This is a genomic window from Frankia sp. R82, assembly GCF_023716925.1.
Classification (GTDB): domain Bacteria; phylum Actinomycetota; class Actinomycetes; order Frankiales; family Frankiaceae; genus Frankia.
The window spans coordinates 42,498-63,846 of the sequence record NZ_JAMQQG010000022.1 but is presented as its reverse complement, the minus strand read 5'-3'; the positions used below and the strand labels follow the sequence as shown (position 1 = coordinate 63,846).

General features: G+C 68.2%; 18 protein-coding genes and 1 pseudogene. 15 read left to right on the top strand and 4 right to left on the bottom strand.

Annotation, left to right across the window (positions count from 1 at the left end):
- Window positions 1–158: 158 nt before the first annotated feature.
- Window positions 159–1,499 (bottom strand): ABC transporter substrate-binding protein, encoded by a 1,341-nt coding sequence (locus tag ND747_RS06825; RefSeq protein WP_251732617.1) that lies wholly within the window; start codon window positions 1,497–1,499, stop codon window positions 159–161.
- An 808-nt stretch (window positions 1,500–2,307) separates the two neighbouring features.
- Between ND747_RS06825 and ND747_RS06820 the strand changes: the two genes are divergently transcribed.
- The 4 genes and pseudogenes from ND747_RS06820 to ND747_RS29710 form a co-directional block, all read left to right on the top strand.
- The gene (locus ND747_RS06820) at window positions 2,308–2,463 is read left to right on the top strand and encodes a hypothetical protein (RefSeq protein ID WP_251732616.1); all 156 of its coding nucleotides are present in this window, start codon (window positions 2,308–2,310) and stop codon (window positions 2,461–2,463) included.
- Window positions 2,464–3,412: 949 nt separating this feature from the next.
- Window positions 3,413–4,609, top strand: coding sequence for an amidohydrolase family protein (locus ND747_RS06815; RefSeq protein ID WP_251732647.1), 1,197 nt, complete (start codon window positions 3,413–3,415; stop codon window positions 4,607–4,609).
- A 232-nt stretch (window positions 4,610–4,841) separates the two neighbouring features.
- Entirely contained in the window at window positions 4,842–5,456 is a 615-nt protein-coding gene (locus tag ND747_RS06810) for a TetR/AcrR family transcriptional regulator (protein ID WP_251732615.1), read from the top strand.
- A 103-nt stretch (window positions 5,457–5,559) separates the two neighbouring features.
- A pseudogene (locus ND747_RS29710) lies at window positions 5,560–5,825 on the top strand (response regulator); the annotation flags it as partial.
- Between the two features lie 249 nt (window positions 5,826–6,074).
- On the opposite strand, the gene ND747_RS06800 reads toward ND747_RS29710, so the two are convergent.
- Window positions 6,075–7,235, bottom strand: coding sequence for an esterase family protein (locus ND747_RS06800; RefSeq protein ID WP_251732613.1), 1,161 nt, complete (start codon window positions 7,233–7,235; stop codon window positions 6,075–6,077).
- Window positions 7,236–7,497: 262 nt separating this feature from the next.
- Between ND747_RS06800 and ND747_RS29235 the strand changes: the two genes are divergently transcribed.
- The 6 genes from ND747_RS29235 (at window position 7,498) to ND747_RS06770 (ending at window position 14,133) form a co-directional block, all read left to right on the top strand.
- Complete coding sequence (locus tag ND747_RS29235) at window positions 7,498–7,632, top strand: hypothetical protein (RefSeq protein WP_285900107.1); 135 nt, start codon at window positions 7,498–7,500, stop codon at window positions 7,630–7,632.
- 1,264 nt (window positions 7,633–8,896) lie between these two features.
- Window positions 8,897–9,454, top strand: coding sequence for a hypothetical protein (locus ND747_RS06790; RefSeq protein WP_251732612.1), 558 nt, complete (start codon window positions 8,897–8,899; stop codon window positions 9,452–9,454).
- Between the two features lie 221 nt (window positions 9,455–9,675).
- Entirely contained in the window at window positions 9,676–9,942 is a 267-nt protein-coding gene (locus tag ND747_RS06785; protein WP_251732611.1) for a hypothetical protein, read from the top strand.
- 942 nt (window positions 9,943–10,884) lie between these two features.
- Window positions 10,885–12,273 carry a glycosyltransferase family 4 protein gene (locus ND747_RS06780; RefSeq protein ID WP_251732610.1) on the top strand — a complete coding sequence of 463 codons (1,389 nt, stop codon included), beginning with the start codon at window positions 10,885–10,887 and terminating at the stop codon, window positions 12,271–12,273.
- A gap of 778 nt (window positions 12,274–13,051) precedes the next feature.
- Window positions 13,052–13,240 carry a hypothetical protein gene (locus ND747_RS06775; RefSeq protein ID WP_251732609.1) on the top strand — a complete coding sequence of 63 codons (189 nt, stop codon included), beginning with the start codon at window positions 13,052–13,054 and terminating at the stop codon, window positions 13,238–13,240.
- A gap of 44 nt (window positions 13,241–13,284) precedes the next feature.
- Window positions 13,285–14,133 carry a hypothetical protein gene (locus ND747_RS06770; RefSeq protein WP_251732608.1) on the top strand — a complete coding sequence of 283 codons (849 nt, stop codon included), beginning with the start codon at window positions 13,285–13,287 and terminating at the stop codon, window positions 14,131–14,133.
- 52 nt (window positions 14,134–14,185) lie between these two features.
- Here the strand turns inward: ND747_RS06770 and ND747_RS06765 are convergent, their stop codons facing one another.
- Both ND747_RS06765 and ND747_RS06760 read right to left on the bottom strand, forming a co-directional pair.
- Complete coding sequence (locus ND747_RS06765; protein WP_251732607.1) at window positions 14,186–15,514, bottom strand: HAMP domain-containing sensor histidine kinase; 1,329 nt, start codon at window positions 15,512–15,514, stop codon at window positions 14,186–14,188.
- Window positions 15,514–16,176, bottom strand: coding sequence for a response regulator transcription factor (locus tag ND747_RS06760; RefSeq protein WP_251732606.1), 663 nt, complete (start codon window positions 16,174–16,176; stop codon window positions 15,514–15,516). Before ND747_RS06760 ends, ND747_RS06765 begins: the two co-directional genes overlap by 1 nt.
- A gap of 318 nt (window positions 16,177–16,494) precedes the next feature.
- Between ND747_RS06760 and ND747_RS06755 the strand changes: the two genes are divergently transcribed.
- The 5 genes from ND747_RS06755 (at window position 16,495) to ND747_RS06735 (ending at window position 21,289) form a co-directional block, all read left to right on the top strand.
- The gene (locus tag ND747_RS06755) at window positions 16,495–16,827 is read left to right on the top strand and encodes a hypothetical protein (protein WP_251732605.1); all 333 of its coding nucleotides are present in this window, start codon (window positions 16,495–16,497) and stop codon (window positions 16,825–16,827) included.
- 181 nt (window positions 16,828–17,008) lie between these two features.
- Window positions 17,009–17,386, top strand: a complete 378-nt coding sequence (locus ND747_RS06750) for a metalloregulator ArsR/SmtB family transcription factor (RefSeq protein WP_251732604.1) — start codon at window positions 17,009–17,011, stop codon at window positions 17,384–17,386.
- A gap of 11 nt (window positions 17,387–17,397) precedes the next feature.
- Window positions 17,398–19,149 carry an NRAMP family divalent metal transporter gene (locus tag ND747_RS06745; protein WP_374216166.1) on the top strand — a complete coding sequence of 584 codons (1,752 nt, stop codon included), beginning with the start codon at window positions 17,398–17,400 and terminating at the stop codon, window positions 19,147–19,149.
- Between the two features lie 205 nt (window positions 19,150–19,354).
- Window positions 19,355–19,603 carry a Sec-independent protein translocase subunit TatA gene (gene tatA, locus ND747_RS06740; protein ID WP_251732602.1) on the top strand — a complete coding sequence of 83 codons (249 nt, stop codon included), beginning with the start codon at window positions 19,355–19,357 and terminating at the stop codon, window positions 19,601–19,603.
- Between the two features lie 102 nt (window positions 19,604–19,705).
- Window positions 19,706–21,289 (top strand): LCP family protein, encoded by a 1,584-nt coding sequence (locus ND747_RS06735; RefSeq protein WP_251732601.1) that lies wholly within the window; start codon window positions 19,706–19,708, stop codon window positions 21,287–21,289.
- Window positions 21,290–21,349: the final 60 nt, after the last annotated feature.

Here is a 21,349-nt window from a genome sequence, read left to right as displayed (position 1 = left end):
GGATCTTCCCCCCACGAGCTTTTACCCCGGGAGGTTGGGCCCCCCGCCCGGGGGCGGGGGGGTGGGGGGGGGGGTAGGGGGGCCACGAAAGCGCCCCCCCACTCCCCACCGATGTCGTCCGCCCGGCCTGGGCACATCTGAGCCTTACGACTGTCGGATCAGGTGCCGACACGTTCCCCACAGAAACTGGCACTTTTGGTCACCGTGCCGTTACCAAATGCGTTGATGCTGACGAACGGGTAGCAGATCGGTGTCCTGCCGAAGCCGGCCTCGAAATCTATGGCCGGGACGAGGCCGCCGGCGGTGTAGTTCTTCACGGCACGCAGGCCGGTGATGAAGCTCTGCCGGGTTGGGCACGGGCCGGCCGCCTGCAGGCCGCGAATCAGTAGATCGGCGGTGACGTAGCCGGCGAGTGCAACCGGCTGGCCGGAGTCCTCCAGCTCGGGGGCATAGCGGTTGAGGTTCGCCTGGTAGGCCGCCACAGCCGGGTCCTTCGGATCCATCGGCTGGCTGCTGTAGGTGGTCACGCCGGCCAGCTGCGAACCGTACCTGGCGAGAAGGTCGCTGCCGGGTAGCTGGCTGCCGGTGAGAAGAACCTTGGGCTGCAGCCCGTGCTGTCGCACAGCCACGACGATTTTTGCGAAGGTTTCGGTTGTCAGCGTGCCGACGAGAGTGTCGATGTTTTCTGTGGTCATCCGACGAATGATGTCGTTCAGCTGGCTGTTGGAGGGTTCCTGGTCCGCCTCGGCCTGATCGACGGAAATTCCGACGGACTCCAGGCTGGTCTGCATCGCCGCGTGCGAGGTGACGGACAGGCCCAGGCCGACGGGGTCGGTGATGAGGAGCGCCCGTGTGCCGCCCTGCTGGCGGGCGAACTTCCCGAACGTGGTTACCGCCCCGGATGACCGCAGTGCACCCTGAGCGTAGCTGAACGCGAACATGTTGCGGTACTGCGACCACGCGGCTTCGACGGCCAGGCCGACGACGGGGATCTGCTTGGAGGCGAGATACGATGCCCCGCCGGACGACACCGGGGAGGTCTCCATGATGGCGAAGTCCGCTTTTTCGTCGACCAGGCTCCGGGCGACCACGTCGTTGGTGGCGGGTTTGCCGCGATCGTCGGCCCAGTCATATCTGATCTGACGGCCGTAGACGCCACCCGCGGCGTTCGCTGCGTCAACACGTGCCTCCAGGCCTGCCCGTACCGGGACGAACGTATTCGACAGCACCCCGCTCGCCGGAAAGATGAAGCCGGCTCTGATCTCGGTCGGCGATACTCCCGGCGCCTTCGTGCTGCAGCTTTCCGCGCTGGCTGTCGGCGCGCTGCTACAGGCTGCTGCGGAGGCGAGAAATATTGGCGCGACAAACAATGCCGCAAGTGCACGGGACCTCACGAGTGATGCCTTTCTTGGAATGATCCGGACCCGATCGACAGGTTGGGGGCCGGTCAGCGTACTGTTTTTGATCGACGGTTGTCTGATCAGAGGCGCCTGGCCCACAGCGTCGGACCATGAGCGCTTCGACTCTGCCACGGCATGGTGTTGATGCTCGTGACGGTGTTGATGCTCGTGTCCGGGCACACCGAAAGCCGCTCTGGCCGGCCTGGTCGCTTAAACCGCACAGCTCCGGAACGCGTCCAGACTGGCGTCTCGGAGAGTGCGTCGCCGGCTGCGGTTGGGGTTCCGCCGGGTGCGGACATGGATACGGCGTGGGCCGGTGCTGTCCAGCGCGCCGAGGGCATACCGATGGATCGGAGGCTGCTGGAGCAGCGATAAGGCCATGACGCCGAATTGTTTCCGTTGCCCGCGGGACGTGCCCGGCCGGGCGGCCCTCCGCGCCCCCTGACCTGGCTGATCCGCGCTGTTCTACGGAGATCCCGGGTCCCGGGGGATGGCTGTCCGTCGTCCGCGTCCCGGCCAGGCAGGCCTGATGACGTCAGGAATCTGGTCGCGTACGGAGAGTGTGAGATTGGAAAACTATAGCACTTTGGTGCTATCTGTGACGATGCCAACCGGGTGGCATCCCTGGCACGTTGGGTGGCCGGAGCGTGCCGGGCGTAGCCGTCGATTCGGTTGTGCCCGCGGAGAGATCCCTGTGCGTTGACTGGCTTTTCCTTGTCGTGCCAGGAGTTCTCCATGAGGAAGTGCCCGACGTGTCGCCTCCGGCGGTACCGGCGGGCGGGCGCGTGGTGAGCCTGCCCGGTCAACCCGGTGAGATGTAACCGTTCGCATATCAGAGAAATGGCGCACCGGATCATACTGACATTGAATGATTCAATACCTCTAGTAGCTATATGTCGGAATTAGGGTGACATCGGACTATCGCGACCTGCTCGCCGGCGCCATGGTCACCCGCCGTGCCCTGGTCTGCCGCCTCGTCGACCGTCGTACCGAGTCGTTGACCAGCCTGCCAGCGGACCTGCTCACGCCCGGCTCTCACCCCGCGCAGATCCCAGCCCGGTAGCGCCCGGTGAATCGCCTGGGGGGCGAGGTTGGTCCTGTTCGGACGTGCACCGGAGAGATCGGCGCCATCAGGGGTCCGAGACTGCAGGGTCGAGTGTTCGATGGAGCCGAGTTCCCGGGCGCATGACCGTCGGACGGCACGAGGGCCACGGTGGCGGACCAGGGCGGTGGGGCCCCATTCCCCCATACCCCGAGCGTGGATGGGCTCGCCGAGCACGTCGTCCCGCACCCCATCGCCCGACCCAGGGCAGGTGCGGCCAGCAGGCATCCGTGGTGAGCCGAGCGTCCGGTACAGGCGGGATGTTCTCCCACCTGGTGTCGGAAGGAAGCGAAGATCTCCAGGGGTGCTGGGCGTTAGCCTCACCGAGGCGGGTGTCGGGCCGGCGTGGCCATCGTCCCGGGCACGCCACAGCGTCGCGAGCCGCATCCAGGGGGCATCCATGATCGACGGTGTCACGATCGTTGTTGGTGGTGTCGTCGGGCCGCCAGCGGAGGACGACCTGGATGCCCGGATTGATCATCCTGCGGGCCAGGGTCGGGCCGTTCGTCCTGTGCATGGTCGCCTCCGGCGGGTAGGGGCAGGTCGACCAACTGACGAGTCCCGAGCAGCTGTGACCAGGGCCACGACCTGGGTTGCGGCAACGCTGTGCGCCCCACGACCCCGCTGCCGAGGTGACCCTGACGGCGACACTCGTTGACGCCGACGTCGGTGTCGGCCGGGCAGGTCGACCGGCGCGGCCGATCCGCCCGGCGTCGGACCAGCGCGGTGGGCGGACCGGCGGGGTGGGTGGAATATATGTGCGGGATCGGCGTAGTCGGAGCGGACTGAGTCGAGATCTCGCCCATCGCCACCGGCCACTGTGACCGCCAGCCACTCGTCGACCAGGGCCGGACCCATGCCATCCGAGTGACGTTGACATCGATGTCAATCAAGGTCTAGCATGATCTCCATGGTCGATTCTGCTTCTGTGCCGATCTTTGACGGCGACAACCACATGTACGAGACCCGCGAGGCGTTCGTCAAGTTCCTACCCGACCGCTACAAGAGCGCGATCCAGTACGTCGACATCGGTCGCCGCACCAAGATCATGGTTCGGAACACGGTCAGTGACTACATCCCGAACCCGACGTTCGACGTCGTTGCCCGTCCGGGTGCGGAGGAGGACTTCTACCGCAACGGCAACCCGGAGGGCAAGAGCCGTCGGGAGATCTTCGGCGAACCGATCCGCGCGATTCCCGCGTTCCGCGCGCCCGGGCCACGGCTCGAGGCCATGAACGAGTACGGCGTCGACCGCACCCTGATGTTCCCGACCCTCGCCAGCCTGCTCGAGGAGCGGATGCGCGACGACCCGGAGATGACCCACACCGTCATCCACGCCTTCAACGAGTGGATGTACGAGACCTGGCAGTTCAACTACGAGGACCGCATCTTTTCCACGCCCGTCATCACCCTGCCGATCGTGGACCGGGCGATCGAGGAGCTGGAGTGGGCGGTCGCGCGTGGCGCGAAGGCCATCCTGATCCGTCCGGCGCCGGTGCCCGGCTACCGCGGCTCGCGGTCGTTCGCGCTGCCGGAGTTCGACCCGTTCTGGGCCAAGGTCGTAGAGCACGACGTCTTCGTGGCGATGCACGGCTCGGACTCGGGCTACGCCCGGTTCTCCGCCGAGTGGCAGGGCGAGCAGTCCGAGATGCGGCCGTTCCAGATGGAGGCGCTCCCGATGCTCTGGGCCCTGCGGCCGGCAGCGGACGCGGTGGCCGCGCTTGCGTGCCACGGGGTGCTGCACCGGTTCCCGCAGCTCAAGGTTGCCATTGTCGAGCTGGGCGGCAGGTGGCTCGAACCGCTGCTCAACGACCTGGCCTACGTCTACAAGAAGATGCCGCAGGGTTTTGCCGAGAACCCGGTCGACGCCCTTCGCCGCAACCTCTACATCTGCCCGTTCTGGGAGGAGAACTACGACTACCTCGGCGGGCTGATCGGGAAGGATCACGTCCTGTTCGGTTCGGACTGGCCGCACCCGGAGGGTCTGGCGAAGCCGCGTTCCTACATCGACGACCTGAACGCCCTCGGCCTGCCCGATGAGGAGATCGCCGGCTACATGGGTGGGAACCTGGCGAAGCTGATGAACATCGGCGCCTCGATCAGCTGACGGGGCCCGACTGACTGGCGGAGACCGTCGGGCCGCCGGGCTGGCGGTCGGATCGCGGCGGTCGCCGGGGCCAGAGCGCGGGTGGGTCGACGCAGGCGCACAAGTGGCGAAGGCGGCTTTCGGCCCACCGTGGTCCGTGCCGATCGGCGCCACCGACCTGGCAGCATGGAGCAATCGACTCATGCATCGGACGCCCCGATGGTCATCGCCGCCACCCGCAGGGAGCCCTCTGATGCCAAGCCAGACACGATCGCTGCAGGCGACGCAGACCAGGATGAAACTGCTGGCAGCGGCGAAAGAGGCGTTCGAGGAGTCCGGTTATCTGCCGACCCGCGTCGCCGACATCGTGAAGCGGGCCGGCCTGGCCCACGGTTCCTTCTACCACTACTTCGATTCGAAGGAAGACATCTTCCGCGAGCTCGCCGCCGTGGCCGACGCCCAGCTGAACGCGCCGATGCAGCAGATCGTCCTCGACCCGAACTCGGACATGTCGCCGACGGAACGTATTCGAAAGTCGACATATCGCTACTTGGAGGCCTATCGCCGTGAGGCACGGCTGCTCGGTGTCATCGAGGAGGTCTCCCGGTACGACGAATACCTGCGCGAGGCGCGCGACAAGCGCCTTCGGCACCACCTCGACGAGCTCACCGAGTCGATCCGCAAGCTACAGGGCCGCGGGCTGGCTGACCCCACGCTCGACCCGCGGCTGGTGAGTGCCGTCCTGGGCTCGATCACCGCCCGCTTCCCGGAGATGTGGCTGGTCCAGAACCTGGTGGAGTGCAGCATCGACGAGGCGGCCGAGTACATCACGAAGGTCTTCGTCAACACGCTGCGCCTGGCGCCCTGACCCCGGGATGGGGCGGCGTCGCCGCGGCGGTCAGTGATCAGACGATGCCCTCGCCGGAATCGGCGAGCTGGTCACGGGTGGCTTCCAGGACAACCAGCGTTCGCCGCAGCGGGAGACCGCCTCCGACGACCGGCTGACGGGACGCACGGTGCTCGTCGTGGACGACGACCTGCGCAACGTCTTCGCCATCACCACCATGCCGCGGATCGCGAACCTGCCCTCATCGCCGTCACCGCGAAGGCCATGCCCGACGACCGGCAGAAGTGCCCCGGCGCCGGCGCGACCGACTACATCACCAAGCCTGTCGACGTCGATGAGCTCCTCGCCCGCATCCGAGCGAGGCTCGTCACCGGTTCCAGAGCTGGTTGACGCGGTTCAGGCGATGTCAATGTGTGACGGAGTCTCGGCCATTACCGGCCAGGCAGCGGGTGTTTACGCGGTGGCGGTGAGGGTTGGGTGTCTTCGGGGAGGCGCGTGCGGACGTCGAGCATGACGATGCCGGGTCTGATGCTGTCTTCGTGATAGGCGAACGCGTCGAGGCTACGGCACTCGGATACCACGAGGTGCTCCTCGCGAACAGGCGAGTCCTCACCGAACCCCCCGCGCGGCTACACATCATTACCGTCGGACAAGGGGATAACCAGAATCCTGCTGGAGATGTCCGGGGGTCGCGCTGGCGGTCGGTGGCAGCCTACTGGCAGTAGGTGTGATGATGGCCGAGGTGTTCCCGCCGGATGGTACTGCCCATTGAAGGCTGTCGCGCAGGGCCGGACGCCACACACCAAAGTCGTGACTACCCGGCCGCAGCCGCAGAACGACATCGAAGCCCGGGCGTCGCGCCAGGGTGGACGCCATGTTCAGGGTGTCCGACAGCGCCTCGCGGTCACTGCGCCCGCTGTCCATCCACACCCGCATCGGTGGGGACGGCGGCAGGATCGGCGCGTAGCGCGCCGGGGTGTTCGACGCGGCGACGAGCGCGAGATCGGGCCGGTTCCCGAACAGGCCGACCATCCCCCCGTCATGCGTGGGCTTGTCCATCCCGGACATGTCCACAATCGTTGCGACGAGGTCGCGGTGGCGAAGCCCGAGGTTCAATGCGCAGAAGCCGCCGGCAGACATCCCGGCGAAGATCCGGTCGGCGCGTTGCGGAATCGTGCGCAGCCGGGCATCGACGGTGGGGATGACATCGTCGATCAGGTAGGTCTCGATGTGCTCGCTGGGCCGGTCAACGCACTCGCTGTCATCAAGCCACCCGCGGCTGAGCCGCGGGGCGACGAGGATCGCCGGCCGCCCTGCACTGGCGAGCAGCGCGCCGATTGCTGCCGCCCGGTTGGCCCGGTACCAGTCGACCGGGGCGCCCGGAGAGCCGTGCATGAGGTATACCACCGGGAAACGGGCCTGCGGCTCGATGAAGTACTGCGGCGGAAGATAGACCAGCGCCTTCCGGACACCGAAACTGCTGTGCACCCCGGTGATCGGCAGGCCGATCACCGATCCGTTCGGATGCGGCCGCGATGGTGACGAGGTCACGGCCTCGTGTACCGATGCCGTCGGCCACGACCGGACGCCGACGACGTCGTCAACCCGGGGCAGGTAGCTGTAGTAGGCGTTGACGAGATCCGCCACCGTCGCCAGCGTCAACACCACCGACAGCCCCGCCATTGCGACCAGCACGGCCCGTCCCCGCCGGGCCAGCAGCACGCTGCCCACCCAGGACAGCAACGCAAGCCCCGCCAGCGACAGGATGAACCACTTCCCGATGACGACCAGCGATCCCAACGCTCACCCCGCCCCACCCCACAAGGGAGTTGCTCGTTCTGAAGCTCCGTGACCGGTGCTGCGCCTGAGCCCGTCGAACGCCGCCCTGCCAAGAACAGATCCGTGCTGTCCAACGTCCGTCCAGGGACCGTTTGATCCGGATCACAGTGTCCGGTTTCCAGGGGGCAGCAGACCCCTCGCGGTGAATTCGTGGTGAGTCGGGGAGCGAACTGGCTCGTCCATGCCCCAGCACCCGGCGGCGGCTTCGGCGAGGATCAGCGGCGTGGCGGTGCTCGTGCCGGAGGGCGGCGGCGGCGACCCCGACGACGCCGGTGACGCCGGCGGGTTCGAATCACCGGTGCCGCAGCCCGTCAGCCCTGCGGCTGCCACCGCGCCGGCCGCAGCCAGAAACCGGTGACGAGAGGAAGCCGGAACGACCAGCCGGGACATGACGCGCAGGCTACCCAGGCCACTATGTGTGGCAGATTTGGCGTGGGGCGGATGTGGCCCAGGCCTCCGGCCCCTCGCCGCCGCGACCCATGACCCGGCGAAGGTGCTCAGGAATGTCGGCCTGACCGACCGGCCCTACACATTCCTATTCGGAACCAGATCTGGTGCGCTCGACGCGCTTGCCTGCGATCTGAGCGACCGGACCTGGATGCTCGCTCTCGTCGATCACCCGGCGAGATCGTGGGAACCGAAACGTCTGCGCCACCGGCTGTACTCGCTCGCGGGCCAGCGGGCCCACCACGTCCGGCAGGCCTTGCCACACCCCGCGGTCCACCACCGCCTGAGCCCCACTGGCCGTCCAGGCGATCAGGACGTTGCACACACCGCCCGTCCCCGGAGAGCCCGGGCCACCGACCTCCCAGCCCACCGACCTCCCAGCCCACCGACCTCCCAGCCCACCGACCGGAAGGGACCCGTCCCGGACGTGGACGGGATGCCCACCCGCGCGACAGCGGGCACACTGCCACGGCCGCACCCCGACCGAACAGCACAAATCAACATCAACAGGGGTGGGAGGTTTTCCCGCAGTCATACCTGGTTGAGACGGGAAAGATCTGGGTTTACTGGAAGTCGCCGCCAAACGGAAGATACTCCATCGGTTGCGACCGGTGAATTGCGACGTTCTGCGCTGTGGCGGGTGCGGAAAAATATATGAAGGATTGTTCATGCTAGGGTGGCTGGCATGGATCCTGCGGGTGCCGATGTGTAGGCGGTCGCGCCGTGGCGTTGATCCCGCGATGGCCTTGGCCGAATCGGCGCCTGTGGTCCTGGCGGAGGCCGGGTACCGCGTCTGTTCCGGCGTCGCATCGGTGGCCCTGACCATAAGCCGTCCATGCGACGCGTGTAGGCGGACGAATGACGCGTGTAGGCGGACGAATGACGACCGCCAGGCTGTGTGATGCGAGGGTGGCGGGTTCTTGTTCGAACGGAGGAAATGCCCATGAAAGTGGAAGACCTCCACCCGCGATGCGGTGTCACCGGCCGGCTCGGCGCTTTCCCCGTGGCGTCGAGTGGAACCGCCCTGCGAGCATTTCCTGCCATTTTGTTACGTAACTTGTGCAGTTCATGTGCAACTCATACAGGATCTGGACGGCGGGTGTGGCCATGGCTGGCGATGGTCGCTGCATGGTTTCACCCGGAATCATCGGTTAACCCTTATCGTGGAGGTTTCCATGCGTGTACCTCGTAGGGCCGCAGTGGCGGTCGGGACCGTGGCGGCGAGCGCCGCGTTCGTCGGCGGCCTGACTGGTATGGCGAACGCCGCGCCATCTCCCACCCCGTACGCAAGCGTTGCCGCATCGAGGGACAGCTCCAGCCACGCGGGGCGTCTCCCGGTCATCGTGCTTGGTGCTCCTGTTGTCAAAAGTGGTGCTGCGGCCGGCGACTATGTCTGGCATGACCAGGCCGGCTGGCATCTAAGGGTCACCCACCCTGGTCGTGGCAAGGTGGTGTTCACCGGGACGGTCCGCGCCGATCGGCCGATCACCGCGCATGGTGTGCGGTTGGAGAAGGGGGACACCCTCTCCCCTGGTAAGGACCACAGGACGCTTACCTTCAGGTTCGTCAACTACGGCAGTCTTGACGGGATCGACTTCGTCGACGGTGCGGCGGCGCGGACCGGTTTCGCTTTCACGATCGACGGTCGTCCCGCCTCTCCGAACGTGATCCGCCTGGGTGCTCACCAGGCTCACCCAACCAGCAATCCATTCACCATCGAGCGCCGCCCGTAAACAGGTGGTATATAGGTAGGGTGGGCCATGGGGATCGGATCCCGTGCCACACAGGATCCACCCCCCGCCCTTAACTGTAATGATCATATTCTGGTGATGGCTCGAATCCGACGAGGGCGAGGTGTACCCGGCCGGCAAGGGTGCGATCTCTCTGGGATCATGTTCTGGCTGGGGCAGGTGCACCTCGCGGGGGTTCCGGTAGTCCGATTTTTGTACCTCGGATGGATGTGGTCGGCGGCGACCTGTTTCCGTACCGTGTCCTCGTCCAGTTCAATCAGGTAGGCACCTCGGGCCTTGATGCTGCGAGCGGTATCGAAGGCCTCGTCGCGCGGATCACCGACAAATCCCGCCACAGCGAGCAGTATGTCGAGAATCATCTGTGGGAACCGACGGCCGCCGGCGCTTCCCCGGGCGATCAGTCCGGTGAGCGTGTCGGCGCGCAGCGGTCCGGTCAGGGCCGGCAGAACCAGCCCGTCGGCGCCCAGTAACAGCTCTTCCTCACGCCGGACAGGCGTCGTCGGGCAGGCGTAGTAGGGAAACCCGGAACCCACCTCTCGACGCGCCTGCCCGGCCTCCGGCCGTCAAGAGCAACAGGGCACGGGGCCGTCTCCTTGACGGCCAGCGGGTGCAGGCCGAACTCCTCGCGTAGGACGGCGAGATCATCACGATCAGGGTTGTGTAGATCCAGCCAGATCGTCACGCCGGGTTGGTCGGCATACTCGCTGATGTCAGCGGCGGGGAAACCCGAGATACTCAGCTTCCCGTCGCGGTACAACCTGGTCCGGGCGGTTGCAGCGGGTCGCACCGTCATGGGCGGCGCAGGCACGCGCTCCGGTCTGGGGGTCAGGGTCGAGGAGGGGCTGGCCTGGGGCTGGGAGAGGATGCGGCACGCCGAGGACAGCCGGATCGGGGCCGGTGCGTCGACCGGAGCCGTGACCGGGAGCTCCGGCAGATAGGCGAGCGGCCACGCCGATCGCACGTCCGTACCGTGCGAGGTCGTCATGGCACGAGGATCGACCTGAATTTCAGGTCGATCCGTCGGGTTGCCCCGATCTGTCGGGTTGCCCCTCGGTCGTGGAAGGGCGACAGCGTTCCGTCCGGAACGATCCGTCCACCGGTCGCCCTCTCGTTCACATGGAAATCACATGATCCATATCCGAGAATCGAGGCATCGACCGATGCTGTTCTGCCCGGAGACGGGAGGTTGCGACTACCGGTCCGACGAGTTTCCAGGATCTGCAGATCGCTCTTCTTGGTTGTCGTTCTCGTCGGCCATTGTCGAGGCGGAAAGTTTCCGTAGCTGCGTACCGTCGGTTGTGTTGACATGTGCTGCCCGTTGCTCATGTTTCCTCGGGTAACGTGTTCGCACTTTATTGTTGCTCTCCGGTAATGGCACGGTAGGGTCGCGGCACAGTGGGAATCGGGGACAGGTGACGGAGTCGTTCGGGTCGATACGGGCCTTGTGTATCGTGTTCTTCTGCGAGCAGTACCCGCCCGTCGTCTGGGACGGGGCGGGTACCTACACCGCGGCGTTGGCCGTCGCGCTCGCCGGACTCGGGCACGACGTCCATGTGCTCTGCGCGCAGGGTCACCAGTCCACCGACAGTGTCGAGGCCGGTGTCCACGTGCACCGCCGGCCATTGCTGCGGATTCCCGTCAGCCGGGCGCTGGGCCCGGTCGGTACCCGGCTGCGCGGCCCGCTGTACCCGCGGGATTCGCTGTCGCTGCGGGCCAGCCTCCCGCTGTCCTACAGCCTGTGGATGCGCCAGCTGGGCCTGCATCCCGACATCATCGAAACCCAGGACGGGGAGACCCGAGGGCTCGTTCAGGCCATGCGCCGCTCCCATCCCCTCGCGATCCACCTGCACTGCCCAACGATGCTCACTGTCCGGCTGTCCGGGGAACCCATCGGGATCAAGGGCAGCCTGGCTGACCGGATCGACCGCACCTCGGCGAACCGCGCCGCGGTGGTGACCTCACCCTCGCAGCTGCTCGTCGACACCCTGCGTGACTCCGGCTGGTTGAGTCGCCGGGAGGTCGAGGTCATCCCGAACCCGTTTGACGCTTCTCCCTGGCATGACATCGGCGACGTCGCCGAGACCGAACCCACCATCGCCGTCATCGGTCGACTGGAGGCCTACAAAGGTGTCGACGTGGTCCTCGAAGCCTCCGCGCGGCTGCGCGGCGCCGGGGTCGCTCACAAGCTCATCCTCGCCGGCCGATCCGCCGGGATGATCTCCGGGACGCCGTCGGGGCAGTGGCTGGCGCGCCGGGCTGCGCAGCTCGGTCTGAACGTCGAGCTGCCCGGGCATCTGTCCGCCGGGCAGGTCCGCGAGGTCTACCGTCAGGCCCGGGTCGTCGCCGTGCCCAGCCGGTTCGAAAGCTTCTCCATCGTCGCCGCCGAGGCGATGGCCGCGGGCCGTCCGGTGGTGACCACGACCCGGACCGGGGTCGCGCCGTTCGTGCAACGTTGGGAGGCCGGCGCGGCCGTCGCCCCCGACGATCCCGGCGCCCTCGCGGATGCCCTGGCACCTTGTCTGCTCGACGCCGCCCGGGCCAGCGTCATCGGCGCCCACGGGCGCATCGGTGTTGCCGAGATCGAACCGACCGCGATCGCGCGCCGCAAGGAACAGGCCTACCGCCGTGGGATTGCCGCCTTCGACGCCCGCAACGGCAGGCGCCCCAGGCCTGCCCCCCGTCCCGACGTCCGGCCGGCGAGCGATCCGTACAGGAACGTCGAACAACAACGCCGACCCACTGGCGGTTCGAGTGATTCGTTGATCCCGTCTGACCGAGGCCCACGGAGTCGGCCGGAATGACCTGGACCCCATCTGGTGGGCATGGGCCTGGCAGATACAGGTATCCGCCCGAATCCGACTCCTGTCGATGGTTTGTTCCCGCGATGGCGGCGAGGCCTGTGGCTGTGAACTCACCGAATCCTGCGACCTCGCCACGGCGACCGTGAGCCGCGATCCGAAAGTCCTCGTCCATGTCGGCCCGCGGGCCGTATCCACGGATGATCCAATACATCCTCATCACATCAGGCGTCTCTACCATGGAGTCGTGCAATGGGGAGTTGACAAGGTCGCCGGATTGTGGCGGAGATTTCTTGGCATAGCGATGATCATCGGTCTGGCTGTGGTGCTGCTGTCCGGGGCGGCCGATCACTGTCAATTCCTCAAAAATCTCACTCTGTGGACATCGTGATGCTTTCCGGTATCCGGCCGAGTGTGGCAGACGGTGAGAAGTGAAACGCGGTTCGTATCGCGACGAGGTTCGGCGGGGTGGGTCGGCGCCTCATGTCGGCGGGTGACGATGCTGTGGATTGACAGGGTTCGCTCGTCGCGGCGCCACAGACAGAAGATCGCGGCGAGGGTGGGGGCCGCAGCCGCAGCCGCAGCCACATGCCACCGCGAGCCCGATAAGCCCACTGCCCGGCCAGTGGGACGCCACGGTTCGCGAGGAATTCCCACGCGCCCGCACCCATCCCGGTCGTGAGAGTCCCGACGGTCCAGAACATGACGGTGATCTCGGGTGCCCTCGACTCGAGGTGCCCTACCGTGCGACGCCTCTCCGGCTGGGCTGACGGTGTCATCGATGCCTTTCCGCTCCTTCCTGCGGCGCCGCCGGCCTGAGGCGATGGGGATCGTCATGGAAACGCGCCCGTGGCGGGCACTTGTTTCGATATGCTGGCTGGCATTGATGGCCTGCCTGTCCGGCGGTGCCGACGCGTTCATCGCCAGTCAGGTTGTTGTCAGGTTGGCGGCATTATTCTGGGTGTCGTGAGCATGACTACCTCAGCCGGAAAAACGGTGGCCGCAGGTCGGCCGATGTCCAACAAGGTCCCAGAGATAACGGTCTACTTCTGGATAATCAAGGTTCTCTGCACGACCGTGGGTGAGAGTGCCGCCGACTATCTCAACACCACGCTCGGTTTCGGGCTCGGCAGGACGACACTTCTGATGTCCGGCCTGCTGGGTGCCGCGCTGGTGGCGCAGTTCCGGCTTCGCCACTACCTGCCGGGCGTGTACTGGACGACCGTCGTTCTCATCAGCGTTGTCGGAACGCTGGTCACCGACAACCTGACCGACGGCCTGAACGTCAGCCTCGTCGCCAGCACCGCCGCCTTCTCCGCCCTGCTCGCGCTGACGTTCTTCGTGTGGTACCGGGTCGAGCGCACGCTGTCGATCCACAGCATCATCACCAGGCGGCGAGAGGTGTTCTACTGGCTCGCGGTGCTGGTCACCTTCGCGCTCGGCACCGCCGCCGGCGACCTGTTGACCGACCGGCTGGGGCTCAGCCTGCTGACCGCGGTCGTTGTCTTCGCCATCGCGATCGCGGTTGTCTACGCCGCGTACCAGGGTTTCGGTCTCGGCCCGATCCTGTCGTTCTGGATCGCCTACGTGCTGACCCGGCCGCTGGGCGGGTCGACCGGCGACTACCTCAGCGGCGCCAGCGACGAAGGCGGCGCAGGACTGGGCACCCTGGCCACCAGCCTGGTGTTCCTCGCTGCGATCGTCGCGACGGTGATCTATCTGACGGTCACGAAGAAGGACCGATCCGAACTCGTCCACACCGACATGGCCGCCGACAGCATCAGCGGGGCAGATGGGGCAGATGGGGCAGGGGGGGCGAACCGGGACTGGGCCGCGGCCGAGTCCGCGGCCGTGGAAGGCTAGGAGCAGGGCACATGCTCACCTACCGGCTCCGGCGGACGGTGCCCGCCACACCCTAGGCCCGCCACATGCCGGGCAGCGCCGGCAGGATCACGGCCACCTGGCCGTGCCGTTCGGGCACGACGAGCACATCGCCGCCGACGAGCCGGGCGAGCCTTCGCGCGAGGGGCAGTCCGAGCCCGGCGCCGTCCCCCGTCGCGGCGGCCCCCCGGTAGCCGGGGTCGAAAACCGCGTCCACCTCGTCAGGACGGAATCCCGGGCCGTCGTCCTGAACCAGGACCCGCACTGTCGACGCCTCGTCATGCCCCGGACTGGCCGCGCCGATCTGGACGGTGATGGCCGACCGGGCGTACCGAAGCGCGTTGTCGACGATCGGCGCCAGGATCCGTTCGGCCAGGTCCGGATCGCACAGCGCCGGCTGGGCGACGCCGTGGACATGCACCTGCACACGCGGGTGTGCCGTTGTGGCGGCGCGGGTCACCCGCGCGGCCGCCTCGGTGAGGTCCACTCGCCCGGTCGTCGCGGAGCCGTTGTGCGCCTTCAGGAGAGTCTCGACGACTCCGGCGAGCTGGTCGACCTCGCCGATCACCTGGTGGAGGGCTGTCCGCAGCTGCCGGGGCCGTGTGTCGTACCGCGCACTCGCCTCGGCGACGGCCCGCAGCCGGGCCAGCGGGGCCTTGAGTTCATGGGCGATCTGCGCGGTGAGCAGCGTCTCGTGCCGCAGACTCGCCGCGAGCCTGGCGAACAGGCTGTCCAACGTCACCGCGAGGCCGGTGATCTCGTCGCGCGGTGGTCCAAGCCCGAACCGCTGATCCAGATCGTGTACGGCCCATTCGCGGGCGCGCGTCGTCATGTCGGCCACCGGGCGCAACGCCGAACCGACCAGCCGATGCACCAGGACGACCGCGCCGGCCACGATGACGAGGTCGAGCGCGACCGCCGCGCCCACAGCGAGCCGCTCGCTGTGCACATACGGCGCGAGGCCAAGCGCCACCACCACCACGCCGATGCGGCGAGCCCCGTCACCGACCGGCAGTGACCGTAGCTCGACCCCACTGACCACCCGCGTGCCTGGCCCGGACGCGGCGAGCGTGGCGGCTGCCGCATCGAGGGACCGGCCCCCCGGCGGACGTACCACCGGGGACGACCTCAGGTCGAACAGCCACATCTCCGGCTCCACCGCCTCGTCGCCCGGCGTCTCCTCCACGACAAGCCGCCCGGCATCGACCGCGACCAGTGCTGCCGCGGACCGCGCACGCGAGGCCAGCAGGACGTCGGCGTCGTGATGCATCCAGCTCCGCAGAAGCACCCAGAACGCCATGGTGAACAGACCCACCGAGGCCGCGATGACCACGACTGTGAGCCGGACCAGCCGCCGATGCATCAGTCGAACCGGTAACCGACACCCCGCGCGGTCGCGATCGACGCCCGGCTGCCGACGTCGAGCAACGCGCGACGCAGCCTCGCCACGTAGCTGTCCAGCGTGTTCTCCCGAACGAACGAGCCCGGCGGCCATGCACTGGAGATCAGCGATGCCCGCCGCACAACCTCGCCACGGCGACTGACCAGTGCCGCAAGCAGCCGGTACTCGGTGGGGGACAGCGGTCGGGAGCCGCTCGGGCCGGCCACGACATGCCGTACCGGATCGAGAGCGACCTCGCCGGTGACGCCACCAGGCGTCCGGCGGACCAGCACGTCCAAACGTGCCAGCAGCTCCTCCATGGCGAACGGCTTGGTCAGATAGTCGTCCGCACCGGCGCTGAAGCCGAGGACCTTGTCGGCGACCGAACTTTTCGCGGACAGCAGCAGCGCCGGCGCCGCGACACCTCTGCTACGCAGCGCCCCCAGCAGATCCCTGCCATCCGTATCGGGAAGCGCGACGTCCAGGACCAGCACATCGGGCGACCCGGAATCGGCCACCCGTCGCAACGCCGCGCCTCCGGTCATCGCCGACCACGGCACCCCGAACCCCTCGAGACGCAGGACCCGGACGATCGTCGCGCACAGCACCTCGTCGTCGTCGACAACGGCGACGGTCCCACGCATCAGCCCCTCAATTCCCCGGGCAGCCCTGCCTCCGGCCTTTTGAACGCACGCAATGTGTTCGCGGATGGCGTCACCGTCATGATTATCTCCGCCTGTCCTCGCGCCGGCTTTGCCAGAAAATACTACAGCTGTCGGAGACCCGAATGGATCCTTCCGCTGACGCGCCGAGAACCCGTGCGATGACAGATGACTCCGAGGTGGTCAGTGTGATCCGCCGGGTCCGGCCCGGGGCGTTCCGGGGCGCGGTCGGGGTGGAGTCGACGGCGCTCGGGACGGGTGACGGGGACGCGGCCGCGTGATCGTTCGCGCAGCCGATCGGTGCCGGGGCTGCCCCGATGCTCAACATCGACAACAGGAGCCGATGTCCTGACGGCCGACTGGCTGGCTGCCGGGCGCCCTGCGGCGCGTCACGGCAAGGGCGAAATGCTGTCGGTAGTTTTTCGCGGCGCCCGCAGCGGTCTGAGTCATCACGGGCTGCTCTATCTGCCTGCCCGCTGTTTTCGGGGGCCGGCCGATCGGAGATTCCCCGCCCTCGCGGTGTTCCATGGTTTTCCCGGCACACCGGAGACGTTTCCCGGAAACATGTTCATCCAGAACCGTCTCGAACGTCCAACCAGCAGGCTGATCGAACAGGGCGGCGAAGACGGCTGACGCCGACCGTCGCACCCGTGGAGGAGAACCCCCGGTGATCCTCCGGCGGGTTCACCTGGTCGCCGGTGCGGGCTCCCGGAGACGCCTGGCCGGTGTGTGCGGGACGCATCCGGCCCGGCTGGCGCTCCGAAGCCGTGTCGCGGGCCGGGATCTCAGGTGGGCCGGGATCTATGCTGGCCTGGTGTCCGCCCATCCGCCCGTGCCGACCCCGGACAGCGATGGCCGCCTGCGCGTGGACGAGGACACGGCGGGGCGGATCGCGGATGTGATGTTCGCGCTGTCGACGCCGAGCCGGGTCCAGCTCCTGGTCTGCCTCACCGGCGGTCCGCGGCTGGTCGGCGAGCTGGTGGAGGAGCTCGGGCTCGAGCAGTCCGCCGTGTCCCATCAGCTGCGCGTCCTGCGCGAGCATGGACTCGTGCGGGCCGAGCGGGTAGGACGCCATCGGGTGTACGCGTTGTCCGACGAGGATGCGCGGGTCCTGCTGACGTACGCGATCCGGCGGGTGGCCCGGCCAGCCACGCCGCGGGGGCGGCTGCGCGGCGCCGCCTCCGCCTCCTGACTGGGGGCGCGATGCCCACACGCGACAGTGCATCCCACGATCCCGCGTCGCCCCGTGCGGCCGGCTCCTCCCGCCTGGGCGATGGCGTGATCGTCCGCGGTTCGTTCGGTGGACAGCCGGTGGAACGGCGTACGGTGCTCGACCGGGCCCACCGGGGCGACGTGGTGGGTGCGTGGGGCACGATCCCGTTGGTCGACACCGGCCCGCGGACATCGGGCTGGCGCCGGTTGGCGACCTTCGCCGCCGTCCTCGGGCCCGGCGTCATCGTGATGGTCAATGACGCGGGCGGCCTGTCGCTGTACGCGCAGGCCGGGCAGGACCGGGGCTACCGGCTGTTGTGGCTGGTGATACTGCTCGCGCCGGTGTTGTTCGTCAACCAGGAGATGGTTGCCCGCCTCGGCGCGGTGACGGGCGTCGGACACGCGCGGCTGATCTTCGAACGCTTCGGCCGGCTCTGGGGGCGTTTCGCCCTGGCCGACCTGCTCGTGCTCAACGCGCTCACCCTGGTGACCGAGTTCATCGGGATCGCCCTCGGCTGCGGGTATTTCGGGATCAGCCGGCTCGTGTCCGTCCCGCTGGCGGCCATGGCGCTGGTGGGCGTCACGGCGCGCGGCAGTTTCCGGCACTGGGAACGCGCGATGTTCGCCGCCCTGCTCGGGACGCTGGCCGTCGTCCCGTTGGCCCTGCTGGTACAGGCGCATCACCCGGCGCTGGCCGCAGCGCACCTGGCGGCGACGCGAAGGCGCCCGTTACCGACGCGCGGCGTCCTGTTCGTCGTCGCCATGATCGGGACGACGGTCTCGCCGTGGCAGCTGTTCTTCCAGCAGTCCAACGTCGTGGACAAGCGGGTGACCAGCCGCTGGGTCCGCTACGCGCGCGCGGACATCGCCGTGGGCACGCTCCTGTTCGTCGCCGGCGCGGCGGCCGCACTGGCCACCTGCGCGGCGGCCCTGCACCATGTCGCCGGCGCCGGTGCCGGTGCCGGCGGCCGGGGCGGCGGGTTCGTCGACGCCGAGCACACGGCGGCGTCGCTGGGCTCCGCCGTCGGCGCGTGGGCCGGGGTCCTGTTCGCGGTCGTGGTCCTCAGTGGTTCGCTGCTCGGCGCGGCGGCCGTGGCACTCTCGACCTCGTACGCGATCGGCGATGCCAGTGGGCTGCGCCACTCCCTGCATCGCCCGTGGCGGCAGGCGAGGGCGTTCCATGGCAGCTTTCTGGCCATGATCGTTTTTGCCGCGGCAGTGGTGATGATCCCGGGGTTGCCCCTCGGTCTGCTCACGCTGCTGGTCAACGTGCTGGCCGGGGTATTGCTACCGAGCGCGACGGTGTTCCTGGTCCTGCTGTGCAACGACCGAGCAGTGCTCGGGCCGTGGACGAACCCGCCGTGGCTCAACGTTCTGGCCGCCGTGATCGTTGGCATGCTGATCGTCCTGTCGGCGCAGCTCGTGCTGACAACGCTGTTTCCGGGCCTGGGGGTGCCCGTGCAGGTCACGGTGGCCTTGGTCGGGCTCGCCGGTGTCGTCGGTGCCACGAGTGCGCTTGCCTGGGTCCGCGGACCCGGGTGCGGCGCTGACCTGTCCGTCGGACACGGCGCCGGCCGATCTGGGGAGGACCGCGCCACATGGACGATGCCGCCGCTCGAGACACTCGGGCAACCGCCTCGTTCCCGTGGCCGTCGCGCGATCGTTCTGGTGTTGCGGCTCTATGTTCTGCTCGCCTTGATACTGGTAGTGATCAAGGGGATGCGACTGCTGCTGTGCTTCTGAAGGCCGGCGTCCGCGGCGTCCCGGGGGCGGTGCCCACCCGGCCCGGGTCGCTGGTCGCTCACCCGCCCACCGGTGTCGCCCACGAACGAGAACAGAGGTACTCTCGAAACCTACATATGAAAGATCTTTCATATGTAGGTCGATTCTCGGAGTAGGCCCGGGACAGCCCGGGTGAGCGCCTCGCGCTCGAGGAAGGAGCGCTCAGATGGGTGAGTTCGGACCGTGGCACATCCTGATCGTGGCGGCCGTCTTCCTGATCCTGTTCGGTTCCCGTCGCCTGCCTGATGCCGCGCGCTCCCTCGGACAGTCGCTGAGGATCTTCAAGGCGGAGACGCGTGCACTGCACGCAGAGGACACGCAGGGTGCGCTGCCCACCGCCCCGACCGCCCAGGTCACGGCGGAGGATCCCCCGCCGGGCGGGGAGTCGCACCGCGATGCGGACGAGGTGCGGTAGGCGGCCTCTGGCCCGATCCTGCCGGATCAGGTCCAGGGTTGCCTGAGACGGCCGGGTATCGAACGGCTGATCCTCATTCGGTGAGGCGGGGGGCATCACAGCGTGAGTATCCGCGAGCCGGATCGACTCCGGCTCATGCCGGCCGGTGTGCGGCGGCAGCGGTCGGTGGCCGGTGCACGCCAGCCGTCGTCTGTGGCGGCCCGGGTGGTGACGGCCCTCGCCGCCGTGCTGTCCTTCGCCGTGCTCGCCGGCAGCGTCGGTGGCTGGGCGGGGTACCGGTTGTTCAGCGGGTCGATCCTGCGGCTGCGTCTGTCGTCGGGCGCGCACCCGCCGCCGGAGGCGCCCGGAGACGTGAACATCCTGTTGATCGGCACCGACAGCCGGGCCGGGACGGCCGGGGAGTACGGCAGCCAGGCGGAGGTCGGAGGGCTGCACTCCGACACGACGATCATCGCTCATCTCGGTGCCGACGGGCGGGCGACGCTGCTCTCGGTCCCGCGGGACACCCTGGTGACCGCTCCGCCGGACACCCCGCACACCCCGGCCGACGGGCGCGACAAGCTGACGAACGTCCTCGCCGACGGTGGCATCGGTGCCACCGTCGCCACCCTGCAGGCACTCACCGGTCTGCGGATCGACCATTTCGTCCTCATCGATCTCGCCGGCTTCAAGGCGATGACCGACGCTGTGGGCGGCGTGACGGTCTGCGTCGCACCGCTTCCGGACGGCTCGCACGCCAACCTCAACGACAACTGGTCGCAGTGGCACGGCCGGCTTGGCCAGAACCATCTGGACGGCGACCAGGCACTCGCCTTCGTTCGCACCCGGCACGCACTCGGCGACGAGCGGCTGCGGATCCTGCGCCAGCAGCAGTTCCTCGCGAAGCTGCTGGCCAGGGCGACCAGTGCCGGTGTGCTGACCAATCCGGTGCGCATCGCCAGCCTGCTTGCCGCCGTAGGCGGCTCGCTGCAGGTCGACCAGGGGCTTTCGACTGCGCAGATGCTCACGTTCGCCAGACGGCTGCACGGCCTCACCGGTGGCGCAGCCACCTTCGTCACCCTGCCCACCCACGTCCCGACCTCAGCCGAGGGCGCCGTCAACATCCAGGGTGACATACCCCCCCACGGGGATGTGCTCCTCTACAGCAGCCAGCAGGCCGAGCAGATCCTCGCCCCACTGCGCCCGCCTCTGCGCGGCGTGCCCACCGCTGCCTCCGCGTCCGGCCCGACCTCGTCGGCGTCCGCGTCCGCCGCTGCCTCGGTGTCCCGACTCGCGCCCGGGAAGGTACACATCGCCGAGGTCCGCAACGACACCGGCCGCAAGGGGCTGGCGAGCCGCACCGCTCGGGCGCTTCGTGCCGCGGGCTTCGCCGGCGACCTCGTGCCGGTCTCGGATCCGACCACGCGAGTGGGCACGATCGTCCGCTACGGCCCCGCCGAGCTGGCCCCGGCCCGTGATCTCGCCGCCGCGATCCCCGGCGCGCGGATCGCGGCGAGTTCCTCGGCCGCCCAGGGGCTCGTTCTCGTCCTCGGCACGTCCTTCTCCGGCCTCGGGACGGCTTTGCCGGGTGTCGGGACGTCCATGGCCGGCCCGGATCGTGGCCTGAGCGCGACGCCGGCCAGCCCCACTGCGTCGACGCCCGTCCTGGGCGGCCCCGGCTTCGCCGACACCAGCTGTACACCGTGAACGCCCGAGGATCCGGCGACCACGGGCGCCGACCGGAGGCCGCCGTGGCCCACGCTCACC